This is a genomic window from Leisingera sp. CC-HEC096 (assembly GCF_059429235.1).
Window position 1 is genome coordinate 2,719,536 of sequence record NZ_JCAIJS010000001.1, and the last position, 26,497, is coordinate 2,746,032.

Consider the following 26,497-nt stretch of genomic DNA (forward strand, 5'->3'; position numbering starts at 1 on the left):
AAATTACCGCCCCTATTTGCGGGCGAACCGCCGGTTAGCTGCATTTTTAACGCTTCGCCACACCGGCGCCGTATTCCCGGCAAACCGCAGCCCAATACATATGCGAAACCTTACCTGTAGCTGAAACGAGCTTCCCCTGGTGCCGCGTATACTAGCCCCCACCAGTGCGCGGCACCGGGGACACTTCGTTCAGGCTGCTCTCCCGCTTTCGTGATCCATGACGTTCCGTCCCGCCGCAGCGGCAGAGGAATTTCATTGCCTTCCCGCACCGCCTGCCTAGGCTCTGACCGGTGACAGCGAGGAGCCGGACCATGCGCGATTTTCATCTTCCCGGGCGGTCAGCCGTTTTTGCCGGTAACGGCCTGTGCGCCACCTCCCATCCGCTGGCGGCCAGCGTGGCGGTGGACATGCTGAAGCGCGGCGGCAACGCGATGGATGCGGCCCTGGCCGGAGCCGTTTTGCTGGGTATTTGCGAGCCGCAGATGACCGGGATCGGCGGCGACTGCTTTGTGCTGTATTCCCGGCCGGGCAGCGGAGTTCAGGCGCTGAACGGGTCCGGCTGCGCTCCGGCGGCGGCGAGCGCTGCCGCCTTGCGGGCGCGAGGGCTGGAGACGGTGCCGCTGAGCAGTGCCGAGGCTGTTACGATCCCTTGTGCAATTGATGCCTTTTGCCGTCTTGCGGAAAGCGAAGGCCGGCTGGGGCTCGATACACTGCTGCAGCCTGCGATAGATTATGCCGAAGAGGGCGTGCCGGTGGCACCGCGCACGGCCTTCGATTGGAATAACGGTGCCGACACCCTGCAAGGCGCGGCCCGGCGCCACTATCTGCGGGACGGCCGGCCTCTGGGCAGCGGCGACGTTTTCCGCGCGCCCGGTCAAGCCGAAGTCCTGCGCCGCATCGCCAAACACGGGCGGGATGCTTTTTATACCGGCGAGGTGGCCGAGGACATGGCGCAGGTCCTGGAGGCTCTGGGCGGCGTTCACACACTGGAGGACTTTGCCGGCGTAAAGAGCTTTGCAACGCAGCCGGTTACTGGCCAGTACAAGGAGCGCGAACTCGCAGAGCACCCGCCTAACGGCCAAGGCGCAACGGCAATCTTGCTGCTGAATATCCTGAAGCACTTTGACCTTGCCGGGATGGACCCGTTCGGGGCCGAACGGGCGCATATCGAGGCGGAAGCCTCCAAGCTGGCCTATGACGCGCGCAACCGGTTTCTGGCGGATCCGGACCACACCTCGCGGCTCGCGCACATGCTGGCGCCGGAAACTGCGTCCGGACTGGCCGCGCTGATTGACCCCAAACGCGCCATGCCGGCCGCCGCACCGCTGAGCGAAGCTGTCCACAAGGATACGGTCTATATCACCGTGGTGGACAAGGACCGGATGGCAGTGTCGTTGATTTACTCGATCTTCCACGGCTTCGGGTCCGGTATTGCGTCGGAGAAGTTCGGCATCCTGCTGCAGAACCGGGGGGCGGGCTTTACCCTGGAAGAAGGTCACCCGAACGAGCTTGGGCCCGGCAAGCGGCCGATGCACACGATCATCCCGGCTATGCTGCAGCAAGACGGAGAGGTGATCATGCCCTTTGGCGTGATGGGCGGCGGCTATCAGCCTGCGGGCCATGCCCGGCTTGTCTCGAACCTGTTGGATTTCGGCATGGACCTGCAAACGGCCATCGACGCCCCGCGCAGCTTTGCCGATGGCGGCGTGCTGAAAGTCGAGCGCGGATATGCGGCTCCGGTGCATCAGGCCCTTGCGGATCTGGGCCACGATGTCGTGGTGCCGGACACGCCGCTGGGCGGTGCGCAGGCCATCCGGATTAATGCCTCAGGCGTTTTGGAGGGTGCCAGCGATCCGCGCAAGGATGGCTGTGCGCTGGGATACTGATGCGCGAATACGCAGCTTATCCGGTCAGCGGCCGGACAGCAGCAGCTCTTAGTTCAGCTGGTAATGCAGCGCATAGGCACCACCGTCAAAGGTGCCGAACATCTCCGGCACGTCCGGGTGGCCGACCGGCTCGCCCGAGTAATCCGCGACCAGGTTCTGCTCCGATACATACGCCACATAGTAGCTTTGATCGTTCTCGGCCAGCAGGTGGTAGAAGGGCTGGTCCTTCACCGGACGGCTGTCCTCAGGGATCGCCTCGTACCATTCCTCGGTGTTGGAGAATTCCGGATCGACGTCGAAAACCACCCCGCGGAAGGGGTGCTTCCGGTGGCGGACGACCTGCCCAAGGTTGTATTTTGCTCGTGTTCTCAACATGGTCATGTTAGCCCCCGTTCTTTGTAAATAGCGCGCTCGCGCAGCAATTGTCCAACTCTTGACGTAAATTTTCGGGGAAACAGACTGTGAACCTCGCTTTGACAGTGCTCGAAATCACTGCCCCGGTGTTCCTATTGGCCTTCGCCGGGTTCCTCTGGGTGAAGCTCGGGTTTGAGTTCCGTACCCAGTTTGTCACCCGGCTGGCGATGACGCTGGCGGTGCCCTGCCTGATTTTTACCGCGCTGATGAACACCAGTCTGGACAAGGGCGCGCTGGGAACCTTTGTACTGGCCGCGCTGGCGGGCCACGCGGTAATGGCGGTGGCGGGCGAGGCCCTCTGCCGCATCAGCGGGCTGGAGCGGCGGACCTATCTGGCGCCTTTCATTTTCGGCAACACCGGCAATCTGGGCATCCCGCTGGCGATGCTTGCCTTTGGCGAGGCCGGGCTTGGGTATGCCGTCGTCATGCTCGCCGTGTCTGCCATCCTGTCCTTCACCTATGGCATCTATCTGGTGGCCGGGCACAGCGCGGGCAGCAAGGCAATCCGGGAGCCGATGGTCTGGGCGACGCTGCTGGGCGCGCTGTTCCTGTGGCAGGACTGGGAAACCCCGCGTTTCCTGACCAACGCGCTGGAGCTGACCGGACAGATGGCGGTGCCGCTGATGCTGATCACACTGGGCACCGCGGTGGCGCGGCTGACGCCCGGCGGCACCGGCAAGGCGGTTGCGCTGTCGCTGGTGAAGTTTCTGATCAGCGCCGCCGCGGGCTGGGGACTGGCGGTGGCTTTCGGGCTGGATCCAACGGCCTCTGGCGTGCTGATCCTGCAGCTGGCCACCCCGGTCGCCGTCACCGCCTATCTGCTGGCCGAAAAATTCGATGCCGATTCCACCGCCGTGGCGGGGCTAGTGGTGGTCTCGACCCTGATGTCAGCGCTGCTGCTGCCTCTGCTACTGAGCCAGGTGCTGTAAATTTGATTTTCACACCCGCCGCAATCCGCTAGACTTGCCGAAAACATACCCAATGCAAAAATGGGCTGAGGTAATGAGCAGATTCCTGAGCGCCCTTGTTCTCCTGATGGCGGTTGCGTCATGCGGAGGCGGGCACAAAGCGCCGCCGCGCAACCTGGATAACGCGTGCAGCATCATCCAGCAGCGTCCTGAATACCTGAAGGCGTTCCGCGCCACGCAGCGCCGTTGGGGCGTGCCGGTGCATGTGCAGATGGCAACCATCTATCACGAAAGCCGGTTCCGCGGCGACGCCCGCACGCCGCACCAGTTCCTGCTGGGTGTAATCCCGGTCGGGCGGCAATCCAGCGCCTATGGCTACAGCCAGGCCCTGGACGGCACTTGGGATGATTACCGCCGCGACACCGGGCGCCGCCGGGCCAAGCGCGACCGCATCAGCGATGCCGCCGATTTCATGGGCTGGTATATGCGCAAGAGCTACGAAAAGAATGGCATCCCGCTTTATGACGCGCGCAATCAGTACCTGGCCTATCACGAAGGCCACTACGGTTATTCCCGCGGCAGCTACCGCTCGAAATCATGGCTGATGCGGGTTGCCGGGCAAGTCGAATCCCGCGCCCAGGCCTATCAGGCGCAGCTTGCCACCTGCCGCAAGTTCCGCTGAGCCACGTCAAGCGCGGCGCTCCCGCCCGCTTCGGAGGCTTTCTCAGGAAAGCCTCTCAGCCGTTGGGCCAGGCACCGCGCTGACGCGCGGTGCGGTCCCGTGCCGTTGGGCTGCTGCAACTGGAAAATCGCGGTCGCGCGCCGGGCGCCAGCCCGGCGCCGGGCCCAAGGCCGCAAGGCGGTTCCGGAGCAGCCGCGGGCGCGGGAGCCGCTGTTGCGCTGAAGGTCCGGCCTTAGCGGGATCTGCCGCTGGTGGTGAACAGGCTGGAAGACAGCTTCTGGCCGGTTTTCATTGCACCTAAGATAACCGTCGTCTTGCCGCCTGAGCTGTCATGGATCACCCATTTGCGCAGCTCCACCGGATCGCCAGTGAACATCATCTCAATGCTGCCGTAGTCCGGATGCTCCGGATCCTGCGCCCGCACGATGGTCGAGGTGCCATCAAAGCTGTGCCCCACCACCATGTTGGCGCGGCCCAGATCCACCCGGCGATCGAGGATGATCGACAGCGGCGTCCGTTTCAGCGGATAGGTCTCAGGCGGCTGGTTCGACTTGGGGTCGTGGATCACCACCGCCCCGCCGCCGGCCACCACCGTGCCACCGCCCTTGCCGTCATACTCGAACCGCATCCGCCCCGGCCGGTGCATGTACAGCTTGCCGGTCGACAGGCTGCCGTCGTCATTGATCTGGGTGAAGGGTGAAGATGCCGTGGAGATCCCGTTCAGGTAACGGGAGATCTCGTTGAGGCTCAGTTTCTCTGCTGCCCAGGAGGCAGGCGCAGCGAGGGTCAGCGCAATGGCGAGTAAAATCCGTTTCATGTGTCCAACATAGGTACGCCATTGCGGATGTGAAGATGCCGGACCCGCGAGGATCCGGCATCGGCAGTTTTTTGTCAGCTTACTGTTCGGGAACCAGAATTTCCCGTTTGCCCACGTGGTTCGCGGCAGAGACGACGCCCTCTTCTTCCATCTGCTCCACCAGCCGTGCCGCCTTGTTGTACCCGATCGCCAGCTTGCGCTGGATGTAGGAGGTCGAGCACTTGCGGTCCTTGATCACGATGGCAACGGCCTGATCATAGAGCGCATCCTCGCCATTGGTGTTGCCGCCGGTGTTCAGCCCCAGAACCGCGTCGATATTGTCGGCCTTGTCCTCATCCGGGCCATCCAGCACGCTGCCGACATAATCCGGCGGTCCGAATTGCTTGAGGTGATTGACCACTTCCTCGACCTCTTCGTCCGAACAGAACGGGCCGTGGCAGCGGGTGATCTTGGCCCCGCCCGCCATGTAGAGCATGTCGCCCATGCCCAGGAGCTGCTCGGCGCCCATCTCGCCCAGGATCGTCCGGCTGTCCACCTTGGAGGTCACCTGGAAGGAAATCCGGGTCGGGAAGTTTGCCTTGATGGTGCCGGTGATCACGTCGACCGAGGGGCGCTGGGTCGCCATGATCAGGTGGATACCGGAGGCCCGCGCCATCTGCGCCAGACGCTGGATACAGGCTTCGATCTCCTTGCCCGCCACCATCATCAGGTCGGCCATCTCGTCGACGATGACGACGATGTAGGGCAGCGCCTTGGGTTCGAACTCTTCAGTCTCGAACACCGGTTCGCCTGTTTCGTCATCAAACCCGGTCTGCACCGTGCGCGAGAACATTTCTCCCTTGGCCAGCGCTTCCTTCACGCGGCCGTTGTAACCCGCAATGTTGCGCACGCCCATCTTGGACATCTTGCGGTAGCGGTCTTCCATCTCGCCCACCACCCATTTGAGGGCAACAACCGCCTTCTTGGGGTCCGTCACAACAGGCGAGAGCAGATGCGGGATGCCGTCATAGACGGAAAGCTCCAGCATCTTGGGGTCGATCATGATCAAGCGGCATTCATCCGGTGTCAGCTTGTAGAGCAGCGACAGGATCATGGTGTTGATCGCCACCGACTTGCCGGAGCCGGTGGTGCCAGCGATCAGCAGGTGAGGCATCTTGGCGAGGTTTGCGACCATCGCGTCGCCGCCGATGTCCTTGCCCAATGCCAGCGGCAATGCGTGGTTGCCGTCGCCGAAGTCACGCGAGGACAGGATTTCACGCAGCACCACTTTCTCGCGGTTCTCGTTCGGCAGTTCGATACCGATCACCGTGCGGCCGGGTACGGTCGAGACCCTCGCCGACAGTGCTGACATGGAGCGGGCGATATCGTCGGCCAGGCCGATCACGCGGGAGGCCTTGAGGCCCGGCGCAGGCTCAAGCTCATACATGGTCACCACGGGGCCAGGACGGACCGAGACGATTTCACCCTTGACGCCATAGTCGTCGAGCACGGTTTCCAGCATCCGGGCGTTTTCTTCCAGCGCCTCGTCGCTGAGGTGGTGCCGCTCGATGCTGGTCGGGTTGGTCAGCAGATTAAGAGGCGGCAGTTCGAAATCGCTGCCGCTGTCATCGAAGGCCAGATTGGGCTGGGCCTCTGCCTTGGCACGGGCCGAAGGCTGCACAGCCTTGCGCACCGGCTGTTCGACAACAGCCTTGCGCGGCTCTGCCACCGGCAGGTCAACCGTCAGGCGCGGCCCTGCGGCTTTGGGCTTTTCCGGAGCCGGTGCCGGGGCCGTAACCGCCGCGGCATAGTCGGGAAGCGCTTCGGACGGTACATGATCCGGGGTCAGAAACTCAGTCTCAGCGGCAAAGTCCACATCATTCGAGTCTTGGTGCAGGTCTGTAACCGGTACTTCGCGGATCTCGGCCTCGTCTTCCGGCTCCTGCCAGACAAGCGGCGGTTCTTCCGGCAGCGGCGGCACCGGAGTCATTGCTGCAGTCAGCGGCGGCTCGGGCGGCAGACCGCCTTGGGCTGCGGCCGGGTTGAAGATCAGCGGCGCCGGGCGCTGCCCGCGGCCCTTGGTCAGGGGCAGATTCGGGTCCTGCTCCGGCGGCACTTCGGCCGCGCGGCGGATGCGGACAGCATTGGCGATTTTCTGGGAAATCCGGTCCTCGCCGGCTTCTCCATCCGCCAAAGCGCCTGAGTCATCCTCCTCCTGTATCTCTGCCGCATAGGCGTTTTCCACCGCAGGCGCGGGCGCGGCGCGGCGGATCAGCGACGGTACGCGGGACAGCAGACCCGCCTTGGCCGGGGCTTCCGGCTCTGCCGGGGCGGTTTCTGCCATGTAGGCGCCATAGGTGTCTTCGGGGAAGTCCTCGAACATCTCGGGGTCTTGCTCTGCGCTGCCGTAGGCGGCGGCCTCATCTTCAGCAAAATGCGCCCGTTCGGCCCGCTCCTTGCGGTAGGTCATGGCGGCCTGCAGCCCGCTGGAGGCACCGCGGCCCAGCAGGGCGGCAACTGCGCCATATCCGAGGATCAGCCCGACCGTAACCTTGTGCAGGCCTTTCCTAACCTCTGGCCAAGTAAAGCCCAGCACGGCGCAGCCCAGCGCCAGCATGCCTGCCGCGCTCAGCAGCGACATGATCTTGACCATGAAGTGCAGACTGACCGGCAGCAGCGCCAGCAGAGCGCCCAGGAAGGTGTAACCCACCATACCGCCAAGGCCGAAGTCATAGTTCTGCTGCCAGGCAGCGCTGGCATTGAGGGTTTCCATGTGCAGCGCGACCACCAGCAGCCACGGCACCGAGAGCAGCAGCGGCCAGACCACCCGGTCCTCGCCCCGGTGCAGCACAAACCGAAGGCCCCAGGCCGAGGCGAACAGCGGCAGCGCCCAGCTGGCCTTGCCGAACAGTGTGATCAGGATGAAAGAAACCGACGCCCCTGGCCGGCCCAGCCAGTTCTGCACCGGCGCGTCAGTCGAAACGGTCCAGTTCGGGTCCTCGGGCGTATACGAGCCGAGCATGGCCGCAAACATCAGCCCCATCAGGATCAGGGCAATCCCGATCAGCTCCTTGCCGCGCTTTTCAATGGCCGCCTGCATGTTGCTGTCGAGCAGCGGGTCGCGGCTGCGGGTTTGAAATGCCATGCCTACCTCAGTTCCGTTTCTTTTGCCCGCGCCCTGCTGTTCACCGCGGGGTCACAAGCCTTTCCGTTTTTGGTCTTGGCTGTACGGCCCCCAGCCTGGGGCCGCTCAGCAGAATTCAGTAAAGGCAGCCGCGCAGCGTGCTCAGCGCCTTGCGGGTGTCTTCGGCGGGGGCGACAAGCGCCACCCTGATGTAGCGCTCGCCCGGGTTCTGCCCAGGTTCGCCCTGCGCCAGATATGCGCCGGGCAGCACCCGCACGCCGGTTTCCGTCCACAGCTTCAGCGCGGCCTGCTCGCCGTTGTCCACCGGAAGCCACAGAAAGAAGCCCGCTTCGGGCGCCATATATCCATTGAGGCCGTCAAAGACCTCATCCGCGATCTTGTACTTTTCCTGATACAGAGCACGGTTCTCCGCCACATGCGCCTCATCTGCCCAGACCTTGGCCGCAGCCGCTTGCAAGGGACCCGGCAGCGGCGCACCGGAATAGGCGCGAAGCTGCTTCACCCGCTTGATGGTCTCAGGCCCGCCTGCAATCAGCCCGGAGCGCAGACCCGGCAGGTTCGACCGTTTCGACAGCGAGTTGAACAGCACCACCCGTTCCGGGTCGGCGCCCAGTTCCTGTGCGACGGTCAGCGCCCCCACTGGGGCCTCATCACGGTAGATCTCGGAATAGCATTCATCCGCGAAGATGCGGAAATCGTATTTCTCGGCCAGCTGGATCAGCCGGGTCCAGTAATCGCGCGAAGCCACGGCGCCCTGCGGGTTGGCGGGCGAGCAGATATAGGCCACGGCGGTGCGGTTCAGCACATCTTCGGGCAGGTTTTCGTAATCCGGCAAATGGCCGGTGGCTGCGGTCGCTGGCACGAAAACAGGCTCTGCGCCGACGGAGATCGTCGCCACCATGTAGACTTGGTAAAACGGGTTCGGGATCAGCACGACGGGCGTCTGCCCGTTCTTCTGCTCCGGGCACAACGCCATCGCGGCATTATACAGCCCCTCGCGGGTGCCATTCAGCGCCATGATCTGCGTCTCGGGGTCCCCGGTCACACCATAGCGGCGGCTGATCCAGTCCGAGATGGCACCTCGCAGTTCCGGTGTGCCGTCATTGTTCGGATACTGGTTAAACCCGGCTGCATTTTCGGCAATGACATCGGTGACCCAGGCCGGAAACGCATGTTTCGGTTCGCCAATAGTCATATGCACCACATCCCCGCCGGGGGTGTGATGGTCCAACAGCGCCCTCAGGCGCGGAAACGCATAGGCTGGCAGGTTCGAAAACCGCTCAGGAAAATCCATGTCTTGTGCCTCGGTCACGGGATCATTGGCGCCCCGTTTGCGCCTCAGGTTACAGATGGCGGGCGGGTGCGTCCACCCGGTGAGTGGCCCGCTGGGCCGAATGTGGCTTTCAGGCCAAGGCGGTCTCGATCGCGGCCCCGGTGCGCAGAAGCGCCTCCTCGCAATCCGGCTGCCCCAGGACTTGCAGCCCGCAGCTAGGCGTGCCGGTGGGCAGCGACAGCGCGCAAAGGCCCATGAGGTTGCCGACCCGTGTGTTGCGCAAGGCCAGCAGATTGGACTGCACGTAATAGTCATGGTCGCTTTGCAGCCGTTCCAGGTTCGGCGGCAGGTTCGGCGAGGCCGGGCTGAGCACCGCGTCAAAACCTGCCACAGCCTGATCCCAGGCCATCCGGCACTGTTCCAGCTTGGCCCAGGCCGCCACGTAATCCGGGCCGCTGAACTGCGCACCGGTGCGGAAGCGCTCGAGGATCTCCGGATACATCAGCTGCGGCGATGCCTCGATCACGTCCTTCCACAGACCGTAGGCTTCGGTGGTGTAGAGAATCGGGCTAAGGCCCATGGCCTCCTCCAGCTCCGGCACCTCCAGCGGCACGATCTGCGCGCCCGCCTCTTTCAGCTTCTCCAGCGTTTCCCGGTAGGCCGACGCAATCCTCGGGTCCAGATCATCCTGCACGACATTCTGCAGATCGGCAAACCGACGCCCTTTGAGACTGGCGGGATGGCGCAGATCCGGACCTGCGGAGCCCTCCAGCACCCCCAGCAGCAGCCCCGCATCCTCCACCGAGCGGGCCAGCGGGCCAACGGTGTCGAATTTCAGGCACAGCGGCACGACGCCCTCCAACGTGATCCGGCCCGAGGTGGTCTTGAGCCCCACCAGATCGTTCCAGGCAGAGGGGATACGCACGGAACCGCCCGTGTCAGAGCCGATTCCAGCCGCCGCCAGGCCATAAGCCACGGATGCAGCGGCGCCGGAGGAAGAGCCGCCCGGCGCTGCGCCCTGGTCATTCACGCAGGGCGGCGTTTCTTTGACCGGGTTGAAGCCAAGGCCGGAAAAGGCCAGCTCGCTCATGTGGGTCTTGCCCAGGCAGACCGTGCCCATCAGGGTTGCATTGCGCAACACAGCCGCATCCTGATCCGGCACCCGCCCTTTCAGCAGGTCAGAGCCGGATTCTGTCGCGGTGCCGGCGCTGTCGAACAGGTCCTTCCAGCTGACCGGCACCCCGTCCAGCAGGGAGCGGCGAAGGCCCAGACCGGCACGCTGCTCAGCCGCTTTCGCCTCAGCCAGCGCACGCTCATGAGTGACTTGCGTATAGATCCGGTCCTTGAGGGGATGCGCATCAATGGCATCAAGATAGCAGCGGGTCAGCGCCACCGGGCTGATGTCACCCGCTGCAATCCCGCGTCCCAGATCGGCGGCCGTCATCGTCAGCCAGTCTTGCATAATCCCGTCTCCCCTTAAGCAGTTGCCGGTGACGGTAGCGGCACCAGGACGCAGGCACAATCCCGCGCTTCCTGCATGGACAATCCCGCCAGCAGGCGCATATTGCGGGGCATGAAAAATGCGTCCGATATCCTGATCGTGGGCGGCGGGCTGAACGGTCCCGCCCTGGCCCTGGCCTTGGCACAGACCGGCCATAGCGTCACCGTCGTCGACTCGCTGACCCCGGACAAACTGGCTGATGAGGGTTTCGACGGCCGAGGCTACGCGCTGGCGCTCGCCTCGCAGCGGCTGCTTCAGCAGACCGGCGTCTGGCAGCATGTCGGGGACAACGCGCAGCCGATGCTGGAGATCAAGGTGACCGACGGCCACGCGGGCCAAGGCCCCTCGCCGTTTTTCATCCACTTTGACCATGCCGAGCTCGAAGAAGGCCCGATGGGCTATATGGTCGAGGACCGCTTCCTGCGCCGCGCCTTTCTGCAGGCGATGGAGGATGCGCCGGGTATCACCCTGGTATCGGGCCGCACCGTGACCGCTCAGTCCCCGGACCAGACCGGCGTGACCGTCACGCTGGACAATGGCGGAGAGCTGCGCGGCCAGGTGCTGGTCGGCTCAGACGGGCGCCGCAGCGGCACCGCCCTGCGGGCAGGAATCAAGAGGACCGGCTGGGACTACGGCCAGACTGCGCTGGTCTGTGCCATTGATCACGAGCAGCCGCATCACGGCATCGCGCATCAGTTCTTCATGCCCCCGGGACCGCTGGCAATCCTGCCGCTGCCGGGCAACCGGTCCTCCATCGTGTGGAGCGAGCGGACGGAAACCGCCAAGGCCATTCACGCGCTGGATGACGCAGATTACATCCAGGCACTGCGGCCGCGGTTCGGTGATTTTCTGGGCGAGATTTCCCTGGCCGGCAAGCGCTTCACCTACCCGCTGAACCTGACCATCGCCAACAGCTTTATCGGCGACCGCATGGCCCTGGTTGGTGATGCCGCCCATGGGATGCACCCCATCGCCGGCCAAGGCCTGAACGCCGGCCTGCGCGATGTCGGAGCACTTGCCGAGGTGATTACCGAAGCCTCCCGGCGGGGAGAGGATATTGGCTCGCCGCTGGTGATGGAGCGTTACCAGCAATGGCGCCGCTTTGACACCGCCTCGCTGGTTGCGGCCACGGATGTGTTCAACCGGCTGTTCTCCAACGACAACCCTTTGCTGCGGCTGGGCCGGGACATCGGCATGGGCGTGGCCGGCGCGGTCCCGGGGCTGCGCCGCAATTTCGTGCGCGAGGCGGCCGGGCTGACCGGCGACCTGCCCCGGCTGCTGAAAGGCCAGGCGATCTAGGCGCCGCCGCTCACGGGAAACCGACGGGTGTGCTCCCGCCTGCTCCGGAACATCCCAGGGGATGTCCCTGCACAGTTGAGCGAGGCACCGCGCTGGCGCGGGCATATGGCCGCGCTCTCACAATGGGCTGAGCATCCTTGCAAGGGCGCGCTGCAGCCCATGATTTCCCGGAATGCTGAGACAAGCAGAGCAACCGCGCCGCGCCTCAGCGCGTCGCCGGGCCCAAGCCTGGCAAGGGGCGCCGGTGCAGCCGGCATGCCTGAAGGCGCGGGAGAGCGCCGGAACTGCATGGAAGAAGCGCGGGGTTGAACCTAGCTTAATCCAGCTCGCGCGCCTCATCCACCAGCATCACCGGAATGCCGTTGCGGATCGGAAAGGCAAGATTGGCCGCGCGCGAGATCAGTTCCTGCGCCTGAGCATCATAGTCCAGCACTGTCTGGGTCAGCGGACAGACCAGCGCTTCCAGCATCCGCCGGTCAAAGGCAGGCGCCTGTGGTTCGGTCATTGCAGGGTTTCCTCCTGAGAGCCGCCGCGCAGGGCGAATTCGATCAAAGTGACGAGCGTCTCCCGCCTTGTCGCAAGGCAGGGCGCCTCGAGCAAGGCCTGTTTATCCTCGGGGTCGAACTCCAGCAGCATCGCCAGGGAATTGATCAGCAGCTCATCCTCAGCCTCTTTCAGCGCCTCCCAGTCGGTCGACAGGCTGCGCGCGGTAAAGAACCGTTCGAGCAAATTCATGAACGAGGGGCGGTCCAGCGTATCGTCCGCCTCGGACCGGCCCAGGTCGCGCTCGAATCCTGTCCAGTTGACGTCGCATCGCCGGTAGGGGGCAAACCCGCTGGACTCGCGCGTGACGCGGAACCGTGAAACACCTGACAGCGTGACCAGATACCGCCCGTCTTCAGTTTCCGAGAACTGAGTGACCCGCCCGGCGCAGCCGATCGAATGCAAATCTTCGCCCTGCCCGTTGGGGCCTGGGCAAGGCTGCACCATACCGATCAGCCGCTGCCGCGTTTTCAGCGTGTCTTCCAGCATTTGCAGGTACCGCGGCTCGAAGATGTGCAGCGGCAAACGCGAACGGGGCAGCAAAAGCGCCCCGGGCAAGGGAAACACGGCAATGGTGTCCGGCAGATCGGCAGGCTGGATCATAGGACAGAGTGTAGTGCTGCCCCGATCTTAGGCAAATATCATCGAGCTCAGCTTGCGCCGGCCGTTCAGAACCACCGGATCGTTGGGCTTGAGCGCGTCGAAGATGGTAAAGAGCTGGGTCTTGGCGGCGCCGTCGTTCCACTCCCGGTCACGGCGGAACAGCTCCAGCAGTTCATCGACGGCAGCCTCGGTCTCGCCCGATGCATGCAGGGCCTGGGCCAGATCGAAACGGGCCTGGTGATCGCCGGGGTTTGCATCCACCGCGGCCCGCAGCTCCGCCACCGGGCCGGCGTTTTCCGCCTGGCGGGCAAGCTCGATCTGCGCGAAGGCCGCTTCGATTTCCGCTGCTTCAGCGATCTCCGCGGGTGCTCCGTTCAGCACCGCCTCGGCCTGATCCAATTCACCCAGTGCAATATGGGCCCGCGCCAGCCCGCCATAAGCGGCGGCATTCTTGTCATCCTCACCCAGGATGGCGGCAAAGGTCTGAGCCGCATCCGCAACCGCGCCTTCGGCCAGCATCTGTTCCGCGGCTTCCAACGCTTCGCCAAGCCCGCCGTCGGCGGTGCCGCCCGCGGCCTCGATCACCTTCTTCAGGAAGGCGTCGATTTCCGATGCGGGCAAAGCGCCCTGAAACATGTCGACAGGGCGGCCCTGCACAAAGGCGACTACGGTCGGGATGGATTGCAGCGGCAGCCCCTGCTGCGCAAGCGCCTGCGCCAGGCGCTGGTTCTCATCCACGTTGATCTTGGCCATGGTGACAGCACCCTTGGCCTTGGTGACGGCGGCCTCCAGCATCGGGCCCAAGGTTTTGCAGGGGCCGCACCAGGGGGCCCAGAAATCCACGATCACCGGAGCCTGCATCGACGCGTCGACAACGTCCTGCATGAAGGTGGCTTCGGTCACGTCCTTGATCAGATCACCCGCCGGTGCGGTGCTGCCAATAATATCGCTCATCAGTTTGTTCTCCGCTTGGAACTTCCCCCCTATATGGAATCCTGTGCGCCGGAAACCAAGAGAGGAGTTGGCCGTGGCACAGCCCAGGTGTGGCCTCATTGGCATCGCGCAGATGATGCGCAAGAATGAGACCGCCTTGGACCGGCACGCCGATCCTTGCGACGTCTACAGCCGCATGGCGGTGCTTTCGTTGATGACCCTGACTGTGTGGTCCCGGCGGCGCCAGCCCCTGGCGGCGTGCCGGCACTGCGCGGCAGCGCGGTTCCATGCCCAACTGAGGAGGGTCATCCGGCGGATGGCCCGGTTCAGGCGGGAGAACCCCGCCCCCGGTCACAAATCGAAGGTTGCAAAGACCGGCGCGTGGTCGCTGGGTTTTTCCCAGCCGCGGGCGTCACGCAGGATCCGGCTGGAATGGCCTGCCCCGGCTATATCCGGTGTTGCCCAGACATGATCCAGCCGCCGCCCCTTGTCCGCCGCATCCCAGTCGCGCGCGCGGTAAGACCACCAGCTATAGAGCTTGCCCTCAGGAATATCGCGGCGGGTGATGTCGACCCATCCGCCCGCCTCCTGTGTATCGGCCAGATGCTCGACCTCTACCGGCGTATGGCTCACCACCTTCAGCAGCTTCTTGTGATCCCAGACGTCCTCCTCCCGCGGGGCGATGTTCAGATCGCCGACGAGAATGGACTTCTGCGGCTTCTCCGCATGGAACCAGTCGCGCATGCCCGTCAGGTAATCCAGTTTCTGGCCAAACTTCTCATTCACGTCCCGGTCCGGCACGTCGCCGCCCGCCGGCACATAGAAGTTGTGGATCACCACCCCGTTCTCCAGCCGCCCGGCCACATGGCGGGCATGGCCAAGGGCAGCAAAGTCCTGATCGCCGGCATCCTCGATCGGCAGCCGCGACAGGATCGCAACGCCGTTGTACCCCTTTTGCCCGCGCGCAATCATGTGAGGGTAGCCGAGCGCCGCGAACCCCTCCATCGGGATCTTCTCCACCGGGCTTTTGCACTCCTGCAGGCACAGCACATCCGGCCCTTCCTCTTGCAAGAGCTTCTGCACAATCGGCTCGCGCAGGCGGACCGAGTTGATGTTCCAGGTTGCAAGGGTAAATGGCATCGCGCGCCTCATCGTGAATTCCGGGTTCGGCCGCGATACTGCCCGCCCCGGCCGGGAAGGGCCAGAGATGAATTGCGCGAATATCCCGTGCGGCAAGACGCCCAAAAAAGAGGCCGGGCAAGTGGCCCGGCCAAGTCCAACAGGGAGGTGCATACCGTAACCCGGATATGCGCGGGATCGAATACAGTCTAAAGATGAACTCTAGTGTCTTCTTTGATCTGGCTCAACGCCGCGCTTAGGCGACCAGCCGGTATCCGCCTGATTCCGTCACCAGCAGGCGCGCATTCGACGGGTCTGGCTCAATTTTCTGCCGCAACCGGTAGATGTGGGTCTCCAGCGTATGGGTGGTGACACCCGCATTGTAACCCCAGACCTCATGCAGCAGCACGTCGCGCGGCACCACCCCATCGCTGGAACGGTAAAGGAACTTGAGGATATTTGTCTCTTTCTCCGTCAAGCGGATCTTGCGGTCGTCTTCGGTGATCAGCAGTTTCATCGCGGGCTTGAACGTGTACGGCCCCAGCGCAAAGACCGCATCCTCTGACTGCTCGTGCTGGCGCAGCTGGGCACGGATCCGGGCCAGAAGCACCGGGAATTTGAAAGGCTTGGAAACATAGTCATTTGCACCGGCATCCAGCCCCAGGATGGTGTCGGCGTCGCTGTCATGGCCGGTCAGCATCAGGATCGGCGCCTTCACCCCCTGCTTGCGCATCAGGCGGCACAGCTCTCGCCCGTCAGTATCCGGCAAGCCGACATCCAGAATGATCAGGTCGTAAAGAGCTTCCTTGGCGCGCTCCATCGCGCTTTGACCGTTCTCCGCCTCAAAGACATCGAAGTCCTCGGTCATCACCAGCTGCTCGCTCAAGGCCTCGCGCAGGTCTTCGTCGTCATCAACCAGCAGAATTTTCTTCAGTTGCGCCATCGGCTCACCCTCCTGTTCTTGGAACCACAAATGCGCATCCCTTGCGCCCGCGGCAAGATTTGCTGCAAAACTCTCACGCCGACGTGTCCATGACATGGAAATTGTTTCACATCCGTTGCATTTGGGCGTAAAGACGGCGAGCCTTTGTTACAGAATAACACCGGATACCCCGCATGAGCCTGATGCCCACCATGATCGAATTGCTGGCCCGCGCCCGGGTTGATCTGCGCATGGGGCTGCCGGTGGTGCTGACCTGCGGCGAGGAGGCGGCGTTGGCGATTGCTGTCGAATCTCTGACCGGCGCACGCCTGTCAGACATGCGGGCACTGGGGGACCTGTCGCTGGCCCTGACAGCGCGCAGGGCGGACACATTGAAAGCCCGGGTTTACGACGAAGATATCGCCCGTGTGACCGTCCCGGAATCCGAAGGGCTGGACTGGATTCAGGCGCTTGCGGATCCGGCCGATGACCTGAACACACCGATGAAGGGGCCGCTGTCGAGCCAGCGCGGCGGCAGCGCTGATCTGCACCGGCTGGCGATTGCGCTGGTAAAATCCGCGCGCCTGCTGCCGGCCGCAGCTTTGGTCCCGCTAAGTGGCGCAGCAGCCTTTGCCGCGGACCATGGGCTTACCACGATTTCGCGGACTGCCGCAGCTCCGCTGCTGAGCGAAAGCTCTCCCCTGCACCCGGTCGCCGCGGCCCGCCTGCCGATGGACGCTGCCGAAGCCGGGCGCCTTCACATATTCCGGCCCGAGGACGGTGCCGAAGAACATTATGCGGTGGAAATCGGCCGCCCCGATCGCTCCAAGCCGGTGCTGGCACGGCTGCATTCCGCCTGCTTCACGGGCGATGTGCTCGGCTCGCTCAAATGCGATTGCGGCCCGCAGTTGCGCGGCGCGCTGGCACAGATGGGGGATGAGGGCGCAGGCGTTTTGCTGTACCTCAACCAGGAGGGCCGTGGCATCGGCCTCGCCAACAAGATGCGCGCCTATTCCCTGCAGGACCAGGGCTTTGATACGGTAGAGGCCAACCACCGCCTCGGCTTTGAGGATGACGAGCGCGATTTCCGCCTGGGGGCCGCCATTTTGCAAAAGATGGGCTTTTCCCAGGTGCGGCTGCTGACCAACAATCCGAACAAAATCGCGATGATGGAAAAAACCGGCGTGCATGTTGCGGAACGAGTGGCCCTGAAAGTCGGTGAAAACGCTCACAACCAGCACTATCTGGCCACCAAGGCGCGCAAGTCCGGGCACATGCTGTAATGTCCCCGGCAGATCTGGTCCTGACCCCGCGCGGCGTGCGTTTCCTGGGCCGTCTGCTGCCCTTCTCCATCGGGAAAGGCGGGCTTACCAGCAGGAAACGCGAAGGCGATGGCGCCACCCCTATCGGCGTTCATCGCATTGCAGGCATGCTCTACCGCCCCGATCGCCTCTCCCGGCCCGCGCCCTGGGCAGAGCCGATCGGCCCCAGCGATCTGTGGTCGGATGATGCAGGCCACAGCGCCTACAACCATCATGTCCGGGCGCCTTATGCGTTCAGTCACGAAAAGCTGCGCCGGGCGGATCCGCTTTATGATCTGGTGCTGATCACCGATTGGAACTGGCCGGACGCCGCGCCTGGCAAAGGCTCGGCCATCTTCCTGCACCAATGGCGGCGTCCCGGGTTCCCCACCGAAGGCTGCATCGCCTTTTCCCGCGCCGATCTCCATTGGCTGGCCGCCAGAGTTCAGCCAGGCACCCGGGTCTTTGTGCCGCCCTTGAGCCGCGCCTGACGCACCCGAGACTTTTCTTAAAAGTCTTGGCAAAAGTTTTCACAAGACTTTTGCGCCTCAATAAGTCCGGGCACCGAAGATGGCAGAACCGACGCGGACGTGAGTGGCGCCCAGCGCAATTGCCGACTCGAAGTCACTGCTCATACCCATCGACAGGCCCTTCAGACCGTTGCGTTCCGCGATCTTCGCCAGCAGAGCGAAATGCAGACTAGGCTCCTCATCCACCGGAGGAATGCACATCAGCCCTTTGACCGGCAGATCCAGCGCGCGGCACTCGGCAATGAACGCATCTGCTTCCGCCGGCATTACGCCTGCCTTCTGGTCCTCTTCACCGGTGTTCACCTGGATGAACAGATCCGGGCATTTGCCCAGCTCCTGCGCCAGCCGGGCCAGGGTTTTGGCGAGCTTTGGGCGGTCCACCGAGTGAATGCTGTCAAACAGCTCCATCGCCTGGCGCGCCTTGTTGGTCTGCAATGGGCCGATCAGGTGAAGGTCGATACCATCGAACCGCTCAGCAAAGTCAGGCCATTTGGCAGCCGCCTCCTGAACCTTATTCTCGCCAAAGCAGCGATGACCTTCCTCAAGCACTGCCTCGACCCGTTCATTCGGCTGCACCTTGGACACCGCAATCAGCTTTACGCTGTCCGGCGCGCGGCCTGCGTTCGCCTCAGCTTTGGCAATTCTGGATTTAATTTCTTCTAGCGGCATGGGTCCGGCCTCGTTTCTGTTTGGCCGCAAAAAACACTGTTTGACCGCCAATGTTAAGAGCCAAAAGAAAAGGGCGGGTCCCGAAGGAACCCGCCCCGAAAGTCACGCTAGGCGTGCTTCAGCTTAGAAGCTGAAGTGCAGACCTGCCTGAACGGAGTTTTCGTTGGTGTTGGCTGCGGTGTTCACGTAGCCAGCAACGAAGGTCACGCCGCCGCCCAGGTCGTACTCGTAGTTGATGCCGAAGGCAGTGCCGTCGAGACGGGTCTGGCCAGCGGTCACACCGGTGTCGATGTCGGTGGAGTTCACCCATGCAACAACGGTCGAGGCTGCGCCGATTTCAGCTTCACCAGCCAGGGTCACAGCGTCAGCTTCTTCGGTCTGACCATAGGACAGGGTCGCGCCGAACTGGCCGAAGTCTGCGCCAGCAGCGAAGAACATCAGGTCGTCGCCAGCGCTGACAGCTGCGCCGTTTTTGGTCAGCGCGCGGCCGTTGTCTTCGGACTGGTATGCACCGGTCACGAAGTAGTCACCGAAGGAGTAGCTCAGCATGATTGCTGCGCGTTCCAGGCCGTTCGCTTCGCCCAGAACGGTACCGCCGTTCGACTGCGAGTAGGAGATGTGGCCGGAGAAGCCGCCTGCGGAGTACAGAGCTTCGATGCCGTTGCGGCCAGCGCCCGCGGAGGTGAAGGTATCCCAGTCAAAGCCGTTGCCGATGGCCAGGGAGTTGAAGCCCATGCCGTCGATGCCGGTGCCAACCGAGGTGGTGTTCAGGTACAGGCCCGGTGCGGAGTCGATCGCGCCCCAGATGTTGCCAACGTTCACGCGCAGACCGCCGTATGCGACGTGGAACTGCGGTGCGGACCATGCTGCGGTGCCCGGTGCGCCGTCACGGCTGCGAGCCTGAGCGCGGATACGGCCGCCAACGGTCACGCCGCCATCGGTTTCGGTCGACACGTCAAAGGTCAGACGGAAACGGCTGGTGATGTTGGTTTCTGCGGTGCCAGCAACAGCGCTGTTGGCTTCGTTCCAGTCCAGGCCGAAACGGCCGTAGCCGGAGATCTTGACTTCTGCCGCGGCCATGCCTGCGGTGGCGATCAGCGCGGTAGTCGCGAAGAGAACCTTTTTCATAGTTTTTCCCTCGGTTTTCTATTCCTCAGCCCAAACCGGGGAATCCGGCGTGGGTATGCCAAGGGGTTTCGCTCTTTCGCCCCCGTTTTGGCAAGTGTTGGGAAAGTCAGGCGAAACGATGCGGGCCGGGATGGTGCAGCTTTGCCACAGTCTGCCCGCCCGCGGTGCGCTGTGCCGCCGGATCAGCCCCGTGTTGCGGCGGAAACGCCCGGCGGCGCAGTACTATAGCCATACTATAGCAGCCAAAGCCCTTGCTCCGCCGGCTTGGCTTGCGTTAGGTGTTCGCGCAGAAAATGGCTCCGGGAGCGGTTATGGAATACGGAAAGACCCTGCGGGTAACTTTGGTCGGTGCGATCTGTCTCAGCCTCGCGGCATGCGGCGGCAACAGAGGCGGCGACGCACCTGCCAGCACGGCCCGGACAATCAGCCACAAGGAAGAGATTCAGGGCGCCGCGACAAAGTCCTCGCTCTTTGACTTCTTGAATGCCAAGCCGGATCAGACCGTTCAGGTGAACCGCTACCTTTGGACCGCCAGCCTGGATGTGCTGTCCTTCCTGCCGGTTCAGTCTGTCGATCCGTTCACCGGCGTGATCGTCACCGGATTCGGCACCCCGCCGGGCGGCGGCCGCTCCTACCGGGCGACTATCCACATCAAGGACCCGGCGCTGGATGCGCGCTCGCTGAATGTTGCGCTGCAATCCAAGGGCGGCCCGGTCAGCGCCAGCACGACCCGGGCGGTCGAAGATGCGATTCTTTCCCGCGCGCGGCAGCTACGCATCGCGGACAAGAAACTCTGACCCGCTGCGCACTGGAATCACCAGCCAAACCCCATTATCAGATGCGCCGGGCCACTTGCCCGGCGTTTTCATGCAAAGGACCGCTCTGATGCCGCGTTACATAGCTCCTGAAATCGAAGCACGATGGCAGAAGGCCTGGGACGAGGCCGGAATTTTCCAGGCCAAGCGTACCGGCGACAAGCCCAAGTACTATGTGCTGGAGATGTTCCCCTATCCGTCGGGCAAGCTGCACATGGGCCATGTGCGCAACTACACGATGGGTGACGTGATTGCGCGCTACAAGCTGTCGACCGGCCATAACGTGCTGCACCCGATGGGCTTTGACGCTTTTGGCATGCCGGCTGAAAACGCCGCGATGGCTTCCGGCGGGCATCCCAAGGACTGGACCTACTCAAACATCGACACGATGGTCGAGCAGATGAAACCGCTGGGCCTGTCGCTGGACTGGTCGCGCATGTTCGCCACTTGCGACCCTGAATATTACGGCCAGCAGCAGGCTCTGTTCCTCGACTTCCTCGAAAAGGGCCTGGTCTACCGTAAGAACGCGGTGGTGAACTGGGACCCTATCGACATGACCGTGCTGGCCAACGAGCAAGTCGAGAACGGCCGCGGCTGGCGCTCCGGCGCGCTGGTGGAACGGCGCGAGCTGACCCAATGGTTCTTCAAGATCTCCGATTTCTCCGAAGAGCTGCTGTCGGCGCTGGACGGCTTGGAAAACTGGCCCGCCAAGGTGCGCCTGATGCAGGAAAACTGGATCGGCAAGTCGCGCGGCCTGCAATTCTCCTTTGAACGCACAGACGGCGGCGAGCCGATCGAGGTCTACACCACCCGCCCCGACACGCTGATGGGCGCGTCTTTTGTCGGCATTTCGCCCGATCACCCGGTTGCCAAGGCGCTGGAGGCCGAATCGGAAGAGGTCGCCGCGTTTGTCGCCGAGTGCCGCAAGGGCGGCACCACCGAGGAAGCCATCGAGACCGCTGAGAAGCTGGGCTATGACACCGGCATCCGCGTTAAGCATCCGCTGAACCCGGAGTGGGAACTGCCGGTCTGGATCGCCAACTTCATCCTGATGGATTACGGCACTGGCGCGATCTTTGCCTGCCCGGCGCATGACCAGCGCGACCTCGACTTCTGCCGAAAGTATGACTTGCCTGTCACCAACGCCTTCTTTGCGCTGGATGACGACGCACCCGTCGCCAACGAGGCCCTGGTGCCGCCGAAAACCGAAAAGGTTCGCTGGGTCAATCACTTCGCCGGCCTGACCGAGACTACTGGCGAGGACGCGATCAACGCCACTGTCGACTTTGCCGAAAGGGCCGGCTGGGGCCAGGGCGTCACCAAATACCGCCTGCGCGACTGGGGGCTGAGCCGCCAGCGCTACTGGGGCTGCCCGATCCCTGTGGTCCATTGCGAAGACTGCGGCGTGGTGCCGGAGAAAAAAGAAAATCTGCCGATTGCGCTTCCTTATGATGAGGGCGGCAAGCCGATCGACTTCTCGGTGCCGGGCAACCCGCTGGACCGCCACCCGACCTGGCGCGACTGCGCCTGCCCGTCCTGCGGCAAGCCGGCCCAGCGCGAAACCGACACCATGGACACCTTCGTGGATTCGTCCTGGTACTTCGCCCGCTTCACCGCGCCGCGCGCCGAAACCCCGACCGACATGGCCGAGGCCGAATACTGGATGAACGTCGACCAGTACATCGGCGGCATCGAACACGCGATTCTGCACCTGCTGTACTCGCGCTTCTTTGCCCGCGCGATGCACATCTGCGGCCACCTGCCGGAGAAATCGAAGGAACCGTTTGACGCGCTGTTCACCCAGGGCATGGTGACCCACGCGATCTACAAGACCACAGGTGACAACCACCGCCCGGTCTACCACTACCCCGAGGAAGTGGAGCTGCGCGATGGCAAGGGCTTCCTCAAGGACGGCACTGAGGTGGAGATCATCCCCTCTGCCAAGATGTCGAAGTCCAAGAACAATGTAGTGGATCCGCTGCACATCATCTCATCCTTCGGCGCCGATACCGCGCGCTGGTTCGTGCTGTCCGATTCGCCGCCCGAGCGGGATGTGGAATGGACCGCCTCGGGCGCCGAAGCGGCCCATAAGCACCTGAACCGGGTCTGGAACCTGTGCGACCGGATCGGGGAGATGGACCGCGAGGCGAAGGGCGAAGGCGACGAGGAGCTGCTGCGCGAGATGCATAAATGCATCCGCGACGTGACGCTGGGCATCGATTCCTTCGGCTTCAACGCCGCGATCGCGAAGCTTTATGCCTTCACCGGCACGCTTTCCAAATCCAAGGCCAGCTACAAGGTGCAGCGCGAGGCGATCATGACGCTGGCGCAGCTGATGTCCCCGATGACCCCGCACCTGGCGGAGGACATCTGGAACCATCAGGGCGGCGAAGGACTGTGTGCCACTGCCCCTTGGCCGGTTGCGGACGACGCGATGCTGGTCGAAGACACCGTCACCCTGCCGATCCAGATCAACGGCAAGCGCCGCGGCGAGATTGAGGTCGCCAAGGATCTGGACAAGGCAGAGGTTGAAAAACTCGCCCTCTCGCATGAAGCTGTGCAAAAGGCGCTGAATGGCGGCGCTCCGAAGAAAGTGATCGTGGTGCCGGGCCGGATTGTGAATGTCGTTGCTTAACCGCAGAACCCTGCTTCTGGCCCTGCCCCTGCTGGCAGCGGCCTGCGGCTTTACCCCGGTGTACGCTCCTGGCGGCACCGGCTCCGCTCTGTATGGGCGGATCGAGGTCCAGGCGCCCGAGGAGATCAAGGGCGCCACCGGTACCGACGCCTATTTCCTGGTGCAGAACCTGGAACAGCGGCTGGGCCGCGGCGGCAGTGCGGCCTACAAGCTGGACCTGACACTCAGCACTCAGGAAGAAGGCCAGGCGATCACCGCCGGCAACGAGATCACCCGCTACTCGGTGATTGGCACCGCCAGCTACTCTTTGACAAGATTGGCAGATGGCAATATCGCCTCTAGCGGCACCGTGCGGAACTTCACCGGCTACTCCGCTACCGGCTCCACCGTGGAAACACTGGCAGGCGAGCGTGACGCGCATGAGCGGCTGATGGTGATTCTCGCGGACCAGATCACCGCACAGATCCTGGCAACTGCGGACCTCTCCGCTCCGGCAGAATGAAGCTCTCCCCGCGCGAAGCTGACGGCTATTTCGCCAAGCCAGATCCAGGCAAGACCGGCATTCTGATCTATGGCGCCGATGCAATGCGCGTATCGCTCAAGCGGCAGCAGGTGCTGGCGGCCCTGCTTGGCCCCGGTGCCGAGGAAGAGATGCGGCTGAGCCGCCTGCCCGGCAGCGACCTGCGCAAGGACCCAGCGCAGCTGTTGGACGCAGTCAAGGCAGTAGGGTTTTTCCCCGGCGTGCGGGCGGTCTTTGTCGAGGGCGCCAACGACACTGCCACGCCCGCCATCACAGCAGCGCTGGAGGAATGGCAGCCGGGCGACGCCCAGATCGTGGTCACAGCCGGGCAGCTCAAGGCCTCCTCCAAACTGCGCAAGGCGTTTGAAGGCCACAGCAACGCCTATGCCGTGGGCATTTACGACGACCCGCCCTCGCGGGCAGAAATCGAACGCATCCTGGGCGAGGCCGGCATCCGCGACGTGCCCGGCGACAGCATGTCGGCGCTGACGGACATCGCCAACGACATCGGCCCCGGCGACTTCTCCCGCATGATCGAGAAGCTGGCACTTTATAAACACGGCGACAGCACCCCGCTGTCGCTGGAAGATATCGGCGCCGTTGCCCCGCAGTCGACCGAAGCCGCGCTGGACGACGTCCTGAACGTGGTGGCCGAGGGGCGCAGCGCCGAAATCGGACCGCTGATCCGCCGCCTGCAGGCGCAAGGCACCAACGCGGTGACGCTGTGCATCGGTGCGACCCGTCATTTCCGGACGCTTTATACCATCGCCGCCGCCCCCGGCGGCCCGGCCCAGGGCATCGGCCAGTTGCGCCCGCCGCTGTACGGCAAGCGCCGCGACCGGATGCTGCGGCAGGCGCAGAACTGGGGCGCGAACCGGCTGGAAACCGCGCTGACCATCATCACCGACACCGATCTGGCATTGCGCTCTGCCGGCCAGACAGCCCCGGCGCTGGCGCTGATGGAGCGCGCCCTGATCCGGCTGGCCATGCTGGGCCGTGCCCGCTGACGAGACGGCGCGCCATCCTGCTTGATCCGCTTCCGCTGGCGGCCCATGCTGTCAGCAAATGAACAGGAGAGAGACGATGTATACCGTCACCGGCATCCCGCTGACCCGCACCTTCCGGGTGCTCTGGGCGCTAGAAGAGCTTGGGGAGCCTTACGAGCTCAACCAGCACGGCCCCCGCAGTCCAGAGGTTCAGGCTCTGAATATCTCGGGCAAGGTCCCGGTGCTGCAGGTGGAGGGTGAGGTTATCACCGATTCGACCGCCATTATCACCTATCTGGCTGACAAGCACGGCGCATTGACCGCGCCTGCCGGGACAGTGGCCCGCGCCAAGCAGGACGCGATCACCCATCTGCTGCTGGACGAGATCGACGCCGTTCTGTGGGCTGCGGCCCGCCACAGCTTCATCCTGCCGGAAGAGCAGCGTGTGCCGGAGGTGAAAGGCAGCCTGAAATGGGAATTCGGCCACAATCTGGCGCGTCTCGAAAGCAAGATGGCCGGACCCTTCCTGATGGGAGAAGAGTTCACCATTGCAGATATCATCTGCACACACTGCCTGAACTGGGCCCGCAGCGCCAAGTTCCCGGTCGAGGGCGAGAAAATTCAGGATTACGGCAAGCGGATGCGCGATCGCCCGGCTTATCAGCGGGTTGCAGAACTCGCCAAATAATCTGCCGCCGCCCGCCCGGCCCAGCGCCCGGTGGCAAGGCAGGCGGTCAGCAGGTAACCGCCCGTCGGCGCTTCCCAATCCAGCATTTCCCCGGCGCAGAACGTGCCGGGGAGCTGTTTCAGCATCAAATCTGCGTTCAGCGCATCCCGGCAGACGCCGCCCGCGGTGGAGATCGCCTCATCCATCGGGCGCAGTCCTGCGTGCTTTACCGGCAGCGCTTTGATCAGCTGCGCCAGGGCCTGCGCCTCCTGCGGCAGCGGACGGCCGAATTCCTGCAATACCGCCGTTCGCGCCGGCCCCAGCTTCAGCACCTTGCGCAGATGGTTGGAGAAACTTGCCTTGCCGCGCGGACGCGACAAGCGGCGGGCAATCTCAGGCGCCTCCAGCTCCGGCAGCAGGTCCATGTATAAAACGGCTCCATCCCGTACCGCCGCACAAACGGTATAGACACCGCCGCCCTCAAGCCCGCGTTCCGAAATGACCGCTTCTCCGCGCGTCACCAGGCCGCCCGCGCGCAACGCTATGCCCTTCAGCGGCTGGCCGAACTGGCTCGCCATATGCTTGGACCATTCCACCAGCAGACCCGCATTGGCGGGCTGGAATGGCGCGAGGTCCACACCCTTTTCACGCAGATACGGTGCCCAGGCCCCATCCGACCCCAACCGGGCCCAGCTTGCGCCGCCCAGCGCCAGAACCACGGCCGCGGTCTCGATCCGTTGCGGCCCTTCGGGCGTTTCAAACGCAAACGCGGTCTCTTCCCAACCAGTCCAGCGCCAGCGGGTGCGGATCTGAACTCCGTACCCCTCCAGCCGCGTCAGCCAAGCACGCAGCAGCGGCGAGGCCTTCATCACCGTGGGGAACACCCGGCCTGTCGAGCCGGTGAACAACTCACTCCCCAACGCCCGTGCCCAGTCCTGCACGGCCTGTGCATCAAAGGCGCGGATCATCGGGGCCAGCCAGTCCGCCGCCCCGCCATAGTGCGTGCTCAGCTGCTCAAACGGTTCATCCTTGGTCAGGTTCAGGCCGGACTTGCCCGCCATCAGGAACTTGCGCGCCACCGATGGCTTGGCCTCAATCACCAGCACCCGGTGCCCGGCACGGCCCAGCTCCTCCGCGGCCATCAGCCCGGCAGGCCCGGCACCGATCACCACTGCGTCCCAAGTTTCCGTCATGCCATCCCCTTGCCAACGCCTGCCGCCAG

General features: G+C 63.8%; 24 protein-coding genes. 11 read left to right on the top strand and 13 right to left on the bottom strand.

The window, feature by feature from the left end; all coding sequences use genetic code 11:
- Window positions 1-311: 311 nt before the first annotated feature.
- Window positions 312-1,886 carry a gamma-glutamyltransferase family protein gene (locus AC5STI_RS13035; protein WP_495446969.1) on the top strand — a complete coding sequence of 525 codons (1,575 nt, stop codon included), beginning with the start codon at window positions 312-314 and terminating at the stop codon, window positions 1,884-1,886.
- A gap of 48 nt (window positions 1,887-1,934) precedes the next feature.
- On the opposite strand, the gene hspQ is transcribed toward AC5STI_RS13035, so the two are convergent.
- Window positions 1,935-2,261 carry a heat shock protein HspQ gene (gene hspQ, locus AC5STI_RS13040; protein WP_027245329.1) on the bottom strand — a complete coding sequence of 109 codons (327 nt, stop codon included), beginning with the start codon at window positions 2,259-2,261 and terminating at the stop codon, window positions 1,935-1,937.
- An 86-nt stretch (window positions 2,262-2,347) separates the two neighbouring features.
- Between hspQ and AC5STI_RS13045 the strand changes: the two genes are divergently transcribed.
- Together AC5STI_RS13045 and AC5STI_RS13050 are read left to right on the top strand one after the other, a co-directional pair.
- The gene (locus AC5STI_RS13045) at window positions 2,348-3,229 is read left to right on the top strand and encodes an AEC family transporter (RefSeq protein WP_495446970.1); all 882 of its coding nucleotides are present in this window, start codon (window positions 2,348-2,350) and stop codon (window positions 3,227-3,229) included.
- A gap of 73 nt (window positions 3,230-3,302) precedes the next feature.
- Window positions 3,303-3,890 carry a transglycosylase SLT domain-containing protein gene (locus AC5STI_RS13050; RefSeq protein WP_490397753.1) on the top strand — a complete coding sequence of 196 codons (588 nt, stop codon included), beginning with the start codon at window positions 3,303-3,305 and terminating at the stop codon, window positions 3,888-3,890.
- A 232-nt stretch (window positions 3,891-4,122) separates the two neighbouring features.
- Here the strand turns inward: AC5STI_RS13050 and AC5STI_RS13055 are convergent, their stop codons facing one another.
- The 4 genes from AC5STI_RS13055 to AC5STI_RS13070 form a co-directional block, all read right to left on the bottom strand.
- Entirely contained in the window at window positions 4,123-4,707 is a 585-nt protein-coding gene (locus tag AC5STI_RS13055; RefSeq protein WP_495446971.1) for a LolA family protein, read from the bottom strand.
- A 79-nt stretch (window positions 4,708-4,786) separates the two neighbouring features.
- Entirely contained in the window at window positions 4,787-7,831 is a 3,045-nt protein-coding gene (locus AC5STI_RS13060) for a DNA translocase FtsK (protein ID WP_495446972.1), read from the bottom strand.
- Between the two features lie 115 nt (window positions 7,832-7,946).
- A complete protein-coding gene (locus AC5STI_RS13065; RefSeq protein WP_495447766.1) occupies window positions 7,947-9,125 on the bottom strand; it encodes an aminotransferase class I/II-fold pyridoxal phosphate-dependent enzyme in 1,179 nt (392 codons plus the stop codon).
- A 109-nt stretch (window positions 9,126-9,234) separates the two neighbouring features.
- Complete coding sequence (locus AC5STI_RS13070) at window positions 9,235-10,566, bottom strand: amidase (protein ID WP_495446973.1); 1,332 nt, start codon at window positions 10,564-10,566, stop codon at window positions 9,235-9,237.
- Between the two features lie 111 nt (window positions 10,567-10,677).
- On the opposite strand from AC5STI_RS13070, the gene AC5STI_RS13075 reads away from it, so the two are divergent.
- Entirely contained in the window at window positions 10,678-11,904 is a 1,227-nt protein-coding gene (locus AC5STI_RS13075) for an FAD-dependent monooxygenase (RefSeq protein ID WP_495446974.1), read from the top strand.
- Window positions 11,905-12,220: 316 nt separating this feature from the next.
- Here AC5STI_RS13075 and AC5STI_RS13080 read toward each other — a convergent pair whose 3' ends face one another.
- The 5 genes from AC5STI_RS13080 to AC5STI_RS13100 form a co-directional block, all read right to left on the bottom strand.
- Window positions 12,221-12,409 carry a Trm112 family protein gene (locus AC5STI_RS13080; RefSeq protein WP_027236052.1) on the bottom strand — a complete coding sequence of 63 codons (189 nt, stop codon included), beginning with the start codon at window positions 12,407-12,409 and terminating at the stop codon, window positions 12,221-12,223.
- The gene (locus tag AC5STI_RS13085; RefSeq protein ID WP_495446975.1) at window positions 12,406-13,050 is read right to left on the bottom strand and encodes an LON peptidase substrate-binding domain-containing protein; all 645 of its coding nucleotides are present in this window, start codon (window positions 13,048-13,050) and stop codon (window positions 12,406-12,408) included. The genes AC5STI_RS13080 and AC5STI_RS13085 overlap by 4 nt, the downstream gene beginning before the upstream one ends.
- A gap of 27 nt (window positions 13,051-13,077) precedes the next feature.
- Window positions 13,078-14,004, bottom strand: a complete 927-nt coding sequence (locus AC5STI_RS13090; RefSeq protein ID WP_495446976.1) for a tetratricopeptide repeat protein — start codon at window positions 14,002-14,004, stop codon at window positions 13,078-13,080.
- Window positions 14,005-14,334: 330 nt separating this feature from the next.
- Window positions 14,335-15,123, bottom strand: coding sequence for an exodeoxyribonuclease III (locus AC5STI_RS13095; protein ID WP_475048292.1), 789 nt, complete (start codon window positions 15,121-15,123; stop codon window positions 14,335-14,337).
- A 235-nt stretch (window positions 15,124-15,358) separates the two neighbouring features.
- Window positions 15,359-16,045: a response regulator transcription factor gene (locus AC5STI_RS13100; protein ID WP_027236048.1), complete on the bottom strand. Its 687-nt coding sequence runs from the start codon at window positions 16,043-16,045 to the stop codon at window positions 15,359-15,361.
- Between the two features lie 173 nt (window positions 16,046-16,218).
- On the opposite strand from AC5STI_RS13100, the gene ribA reads away from it, so the two are divergent.
- Window positions 16,219-17,307, top strand: a complete 1,089-nt coding sequence (gene ribA, locus AC5STI_RS13105; protein WP_495446977.1) for a GTP cyclohydrolase II — start codon at window positions 16,219-16,221, stop codon at window positions 17,305-17,307.
- Entirely contained in the window at window positions 17,307-17,816 is a 510-nt protein-coding gene (locus AC5STI_RS13110; protein WP_495446978.1) for a L,D-transpeptidase family protein, read from the top strand. The genes ribA and AC5STI_RS13110 overlap by 1 nt, the downstream gene beginning before the upstream one ends.
- A 57-nt stretch (window positions 17,817-17,873) precedes the next feature.
- On the opposite strand, the gene AC5STI_RS13115 is transcribed toward AC5STI_RS13110, so the two are convergent.
- Both AC5STI_RS13115 and AC5STI_RS13120 read right to left on the bottom strand, forming a co-directional pair.
- On the bottom strand, window positions 17,874-18,524 hold the full coding sequence (locus AC5STI_RS13115; protein ID WP_495446979.1) for a YggS family pyridoxal phosphate-dependent enzyme: 651 nt from the start codon (window positions 18,522-18,524) through the stop codon (window positions 17,874-17,876).
- A 123-nt stretch (window positions 18,525-18,647) separates the two neighbouring features.
- A complete protein-coding gene (locus AC5STI_RS13120; protein WP_475048299.1) occupies window positions 18,648-19,652 on the bottom strand; it encodes a porin in 1,005 nt (334 codons plus the stop codon).
- Between the two features lie 311 nt (window positions 19,653-19,963).
- Between AC5STI_RS13120 and AC5STI_RS13125 the strand changes: the two genes are divergently transcribed.
- From AC5STI_RS13125 to AC5STI_RS13145, 5 genes are all read left to right on the top strand, one after another.
- Window positions 19,964-20,449 carry a DUF3576 domain-containing protein gene (locus tag AC5STI_RS13125; protein ID WP_495446980.1) on the top strand — a complete coding sequence of 162 codons (486 nt, stop codon included), beginning with the start codon at window positions 19,964-19,966 and terminating at the stop codon, window positions 20,447-20,449.
- A gap of 88 nt (window positions 20,450-20,537) precedes the next feature.
- On the top strand, window positions 20,538-23,102 hold the full coding sequence (gene leuS, locus AC5STI_RS13130) for a leucine--tRNA ligase (protein ID WP_495446981.1): 2,565 nt from the start codon (window positions 20,538-20,540) through the stop codon (window positions 23,100-23,102).
- Window positions 23,089-23,604 carry an LPS assembly lipoprotein LptE gene (gene lptE, locus AC5STI_RS13135; RefSeq protein ID WP_495446982.1) on the top strand — a complete coding sequence of 172 codons (516 nt, stop codon included), beginning with the start codon at window positions 23,089-23,091 and terminating at the stop codon, window positions 23,602-23,604. The genes leuS and lptE overlap by 14 nt, the downstream gene beginning before the upstream one ends.
- Window positions 23,601-24,629: a DNA polymerase III subunit delta gene (gene holA, locus AC5STI_RS13140; RefSeq protein WP_495446983.1), complete on the top strand. Its 1,029-nt coding sequence runs from the start codon at window positions 23,601-23,603 to the stop codon at window positions 24,627-24,629. Before lptE ends, holA begins: the two co-directional genes overlap by 4 nt.
- A gap of 76 nt (window positions 24,630-24,705) precedes the next feature.
- Window positions 24,706-25,296, top strand: a complete 591-nt coding sequence (locus tag AC5STI_RS13145; protein ID WP_495446984.1) for a glutathione S-transferase family protein — start codon at window positions 24,706-24,708, stop codon at window positions 25,294-25,296.
- On the opposite strand, the gene AC5STI_RS13150 is transcribed toward AC5STI_RS13145, so the two are convergent.
- On the bottom strand, window positions 25,269-26,468 hold the full coding sequence (locus AC5STI_RS13150) for a TIGR03862 family flavoprotein (RefSeq protein ID WP_495446985.1): 1,200 nt from the start codon (window positions 26,466-26,468) through the stop codon (window positions 25,269-25,271). The two genes, AC5STI_RS13145 and AC5STI_RS13150, sit on opposite strands and share 28 nt — an antisense overlap.
- Window positions 26,469-26,497 lie beyond the last annotated feature (29 nt).

Excerpts from the sequence above, each read along its gene's own strand:
- hspQ (WP_027245329.1), bottom strand. The coding sequence starts at position 2,261 with ATGTTGAGAACACGAGCAAAATACAACCTTGGGCAGGTCGTCCGCCAC.
- AC5STI_RS13120 (WP_475048299.1), bottom strand. The coding sequence starts at position 19,652 with ATGAAAAAGGTTCTCTTCGCGACTACCGCGCTGATCGCCACCGCAGGC.
- AC5STI_RS13065 (WP_495447766.1), bottom strand. The coding sequence starts at position 9,125 with ATGGATTTTCCTGAGCGGTTTTCGAACCTGCCAGCCTATGCGTTTCCG.
- AC5STI_RS13100 (WP_027236048.1), bottom strand. The coding sequence starts at position 16,045 with ATGGCGCAACTGAAGAAAATTCTGCTGGTTGATGACGACGAAGACCTG.
- AC5STI_RS13090 (WP_495446976.1), bottom strand. The coding sequence starts at position 14,004 with ATGAGCGATATTATTGGCAGCACCGCACCGGCGGGTGATCTGATCAAG.
- leuS (WP_495446981.1), top strand. The coding sequence starts at position 20,538 with ATGCCGCGTTACATAGCTCCTGAAATCGAAGCACGATGGCAGAAGGCC.
- AC5STI_RS13085 (WP_495446975.1), bottom strand. The coding sequence starts at position 13,050 with ATGATCCAGCCTGCCGATCTGCCGGACACCATTGCCGTGTTTCCCTTG.
- AC5STI_RS13150 (WP_495446985.1), bottom strand. The coding sequence starts at position 26,468 with ATGACGGAAACTTGGGACGCAGTGGTGATCGGTGCCGGGCCTGCCGGG.
- AC5STI_RS13055 (WP_495446971.1), bottom strand. The coding sequence starts at position 4,707 with ATGAAACGGATTTTACTCGCCATTGCGCTGACCCTCGCTGCGCCTGCC.
- ribA (WP_495446977.1), top strand. The coding sequence starts at position 16,219 with ATGAGCCTGATGCCCACCATGATCGAATTGCTGGCCCGCGCCCGGGTT.
- AC5STI_RS13095 (WP_475048292.1), bottom strand. The coding sequence starts at position 15,123 with ATGCCATTTACCCTTGCAACCTGGAACATCAACTCGGTCCGCCTGCGC.
- AC5STI_RS13145 (WP_495446984.1), top strand. The coding sequence starts at position 24,706 with ATGTATACCGTCACCGGCATCCCGCTGACCCGCACCTTCCGGGTGCTC.
- AC5STI_RS13125 (WP_495446980.1), top strand. The coding sequence starts at position 19,964 with ATGGAATACGGAAAGACCCTGCGGGTAACTTTGGTCGGTGCGATCTGT.
- AC5STI_RS13115 (WP_495446979.1), bottom strand. The coding sequence starts at position 18,524 with ATGCCGCTAGAAGAAATTAAATCCAGAATTGCCAAAGCTGAGGCGAAC.
- AC5STI_RS13110 (WP_495446978.1), top strand. The coding sequence starts at position 17,307 with ATGTCCCCGGCAGATCTGGTCCTGACCCCGCGCGGCGTGCGTTTCCTG.
- AC5STI_RS13080 (WP_027236052.1), bottom strand. The coding sequence starts at position 12,409 with ATGACCGAACCACAGGCGCCTGCCTTTGACCGGCGGATGCTGGAAGCG.
- AC5STI_RS13035 (WP_495446969.1), top strand. The coding sequence starts at position 312 with ATGCGCGATTTTCATCTTCCCGGGCGGTCAGCCGTTTTTGCCGGTAAC.
- AC5STI_RS13060 (WP_495446972.1), bottom strand. The coding sequence starts at position 7,831 with ATGGCATTTCAAACCCGCAGCCGCGACCCGCTGCTCGACAGCAACATG.
- lptE (WP_495446982.1), top strand. The coding sequence starts at position 23,089 with ATGTCGTTGCTTAACCGCAGAACCCTGCTTCTGGCCCTGCCCCTGCTG.
- AC5STI_RS13075 (WP_495446974.1), top strand. The coding sequence starts at position 10,678 with ATGAAAAATGCGTCCGATATCCTGATCGTGGGCGGCGGGCTGAACGGT.
- AC5STI_RS13070 (WP_495446973.1), bottom strand. The coding sequence starts at position 10,566 with ATGCAAGACTGGCTGACGATGACGGCCGCCGATCTGGGACGCGGGATT.
- holA (WP_495446983.1), top strand. The coding sequence starts at position 23,601 with ATGAAGCTCTCCCCGCGCGAAGCTGACGGCTATTTCGCCAAGCCAGAT.
- AC5STI_RS13050 (WP_490397753.1), top strand. The coding sequence starts at position 3,303 with ATGAGCAGATTCCTGAGCGCCCTTGTTCTCCTGATGGCGGTTGCGTCA.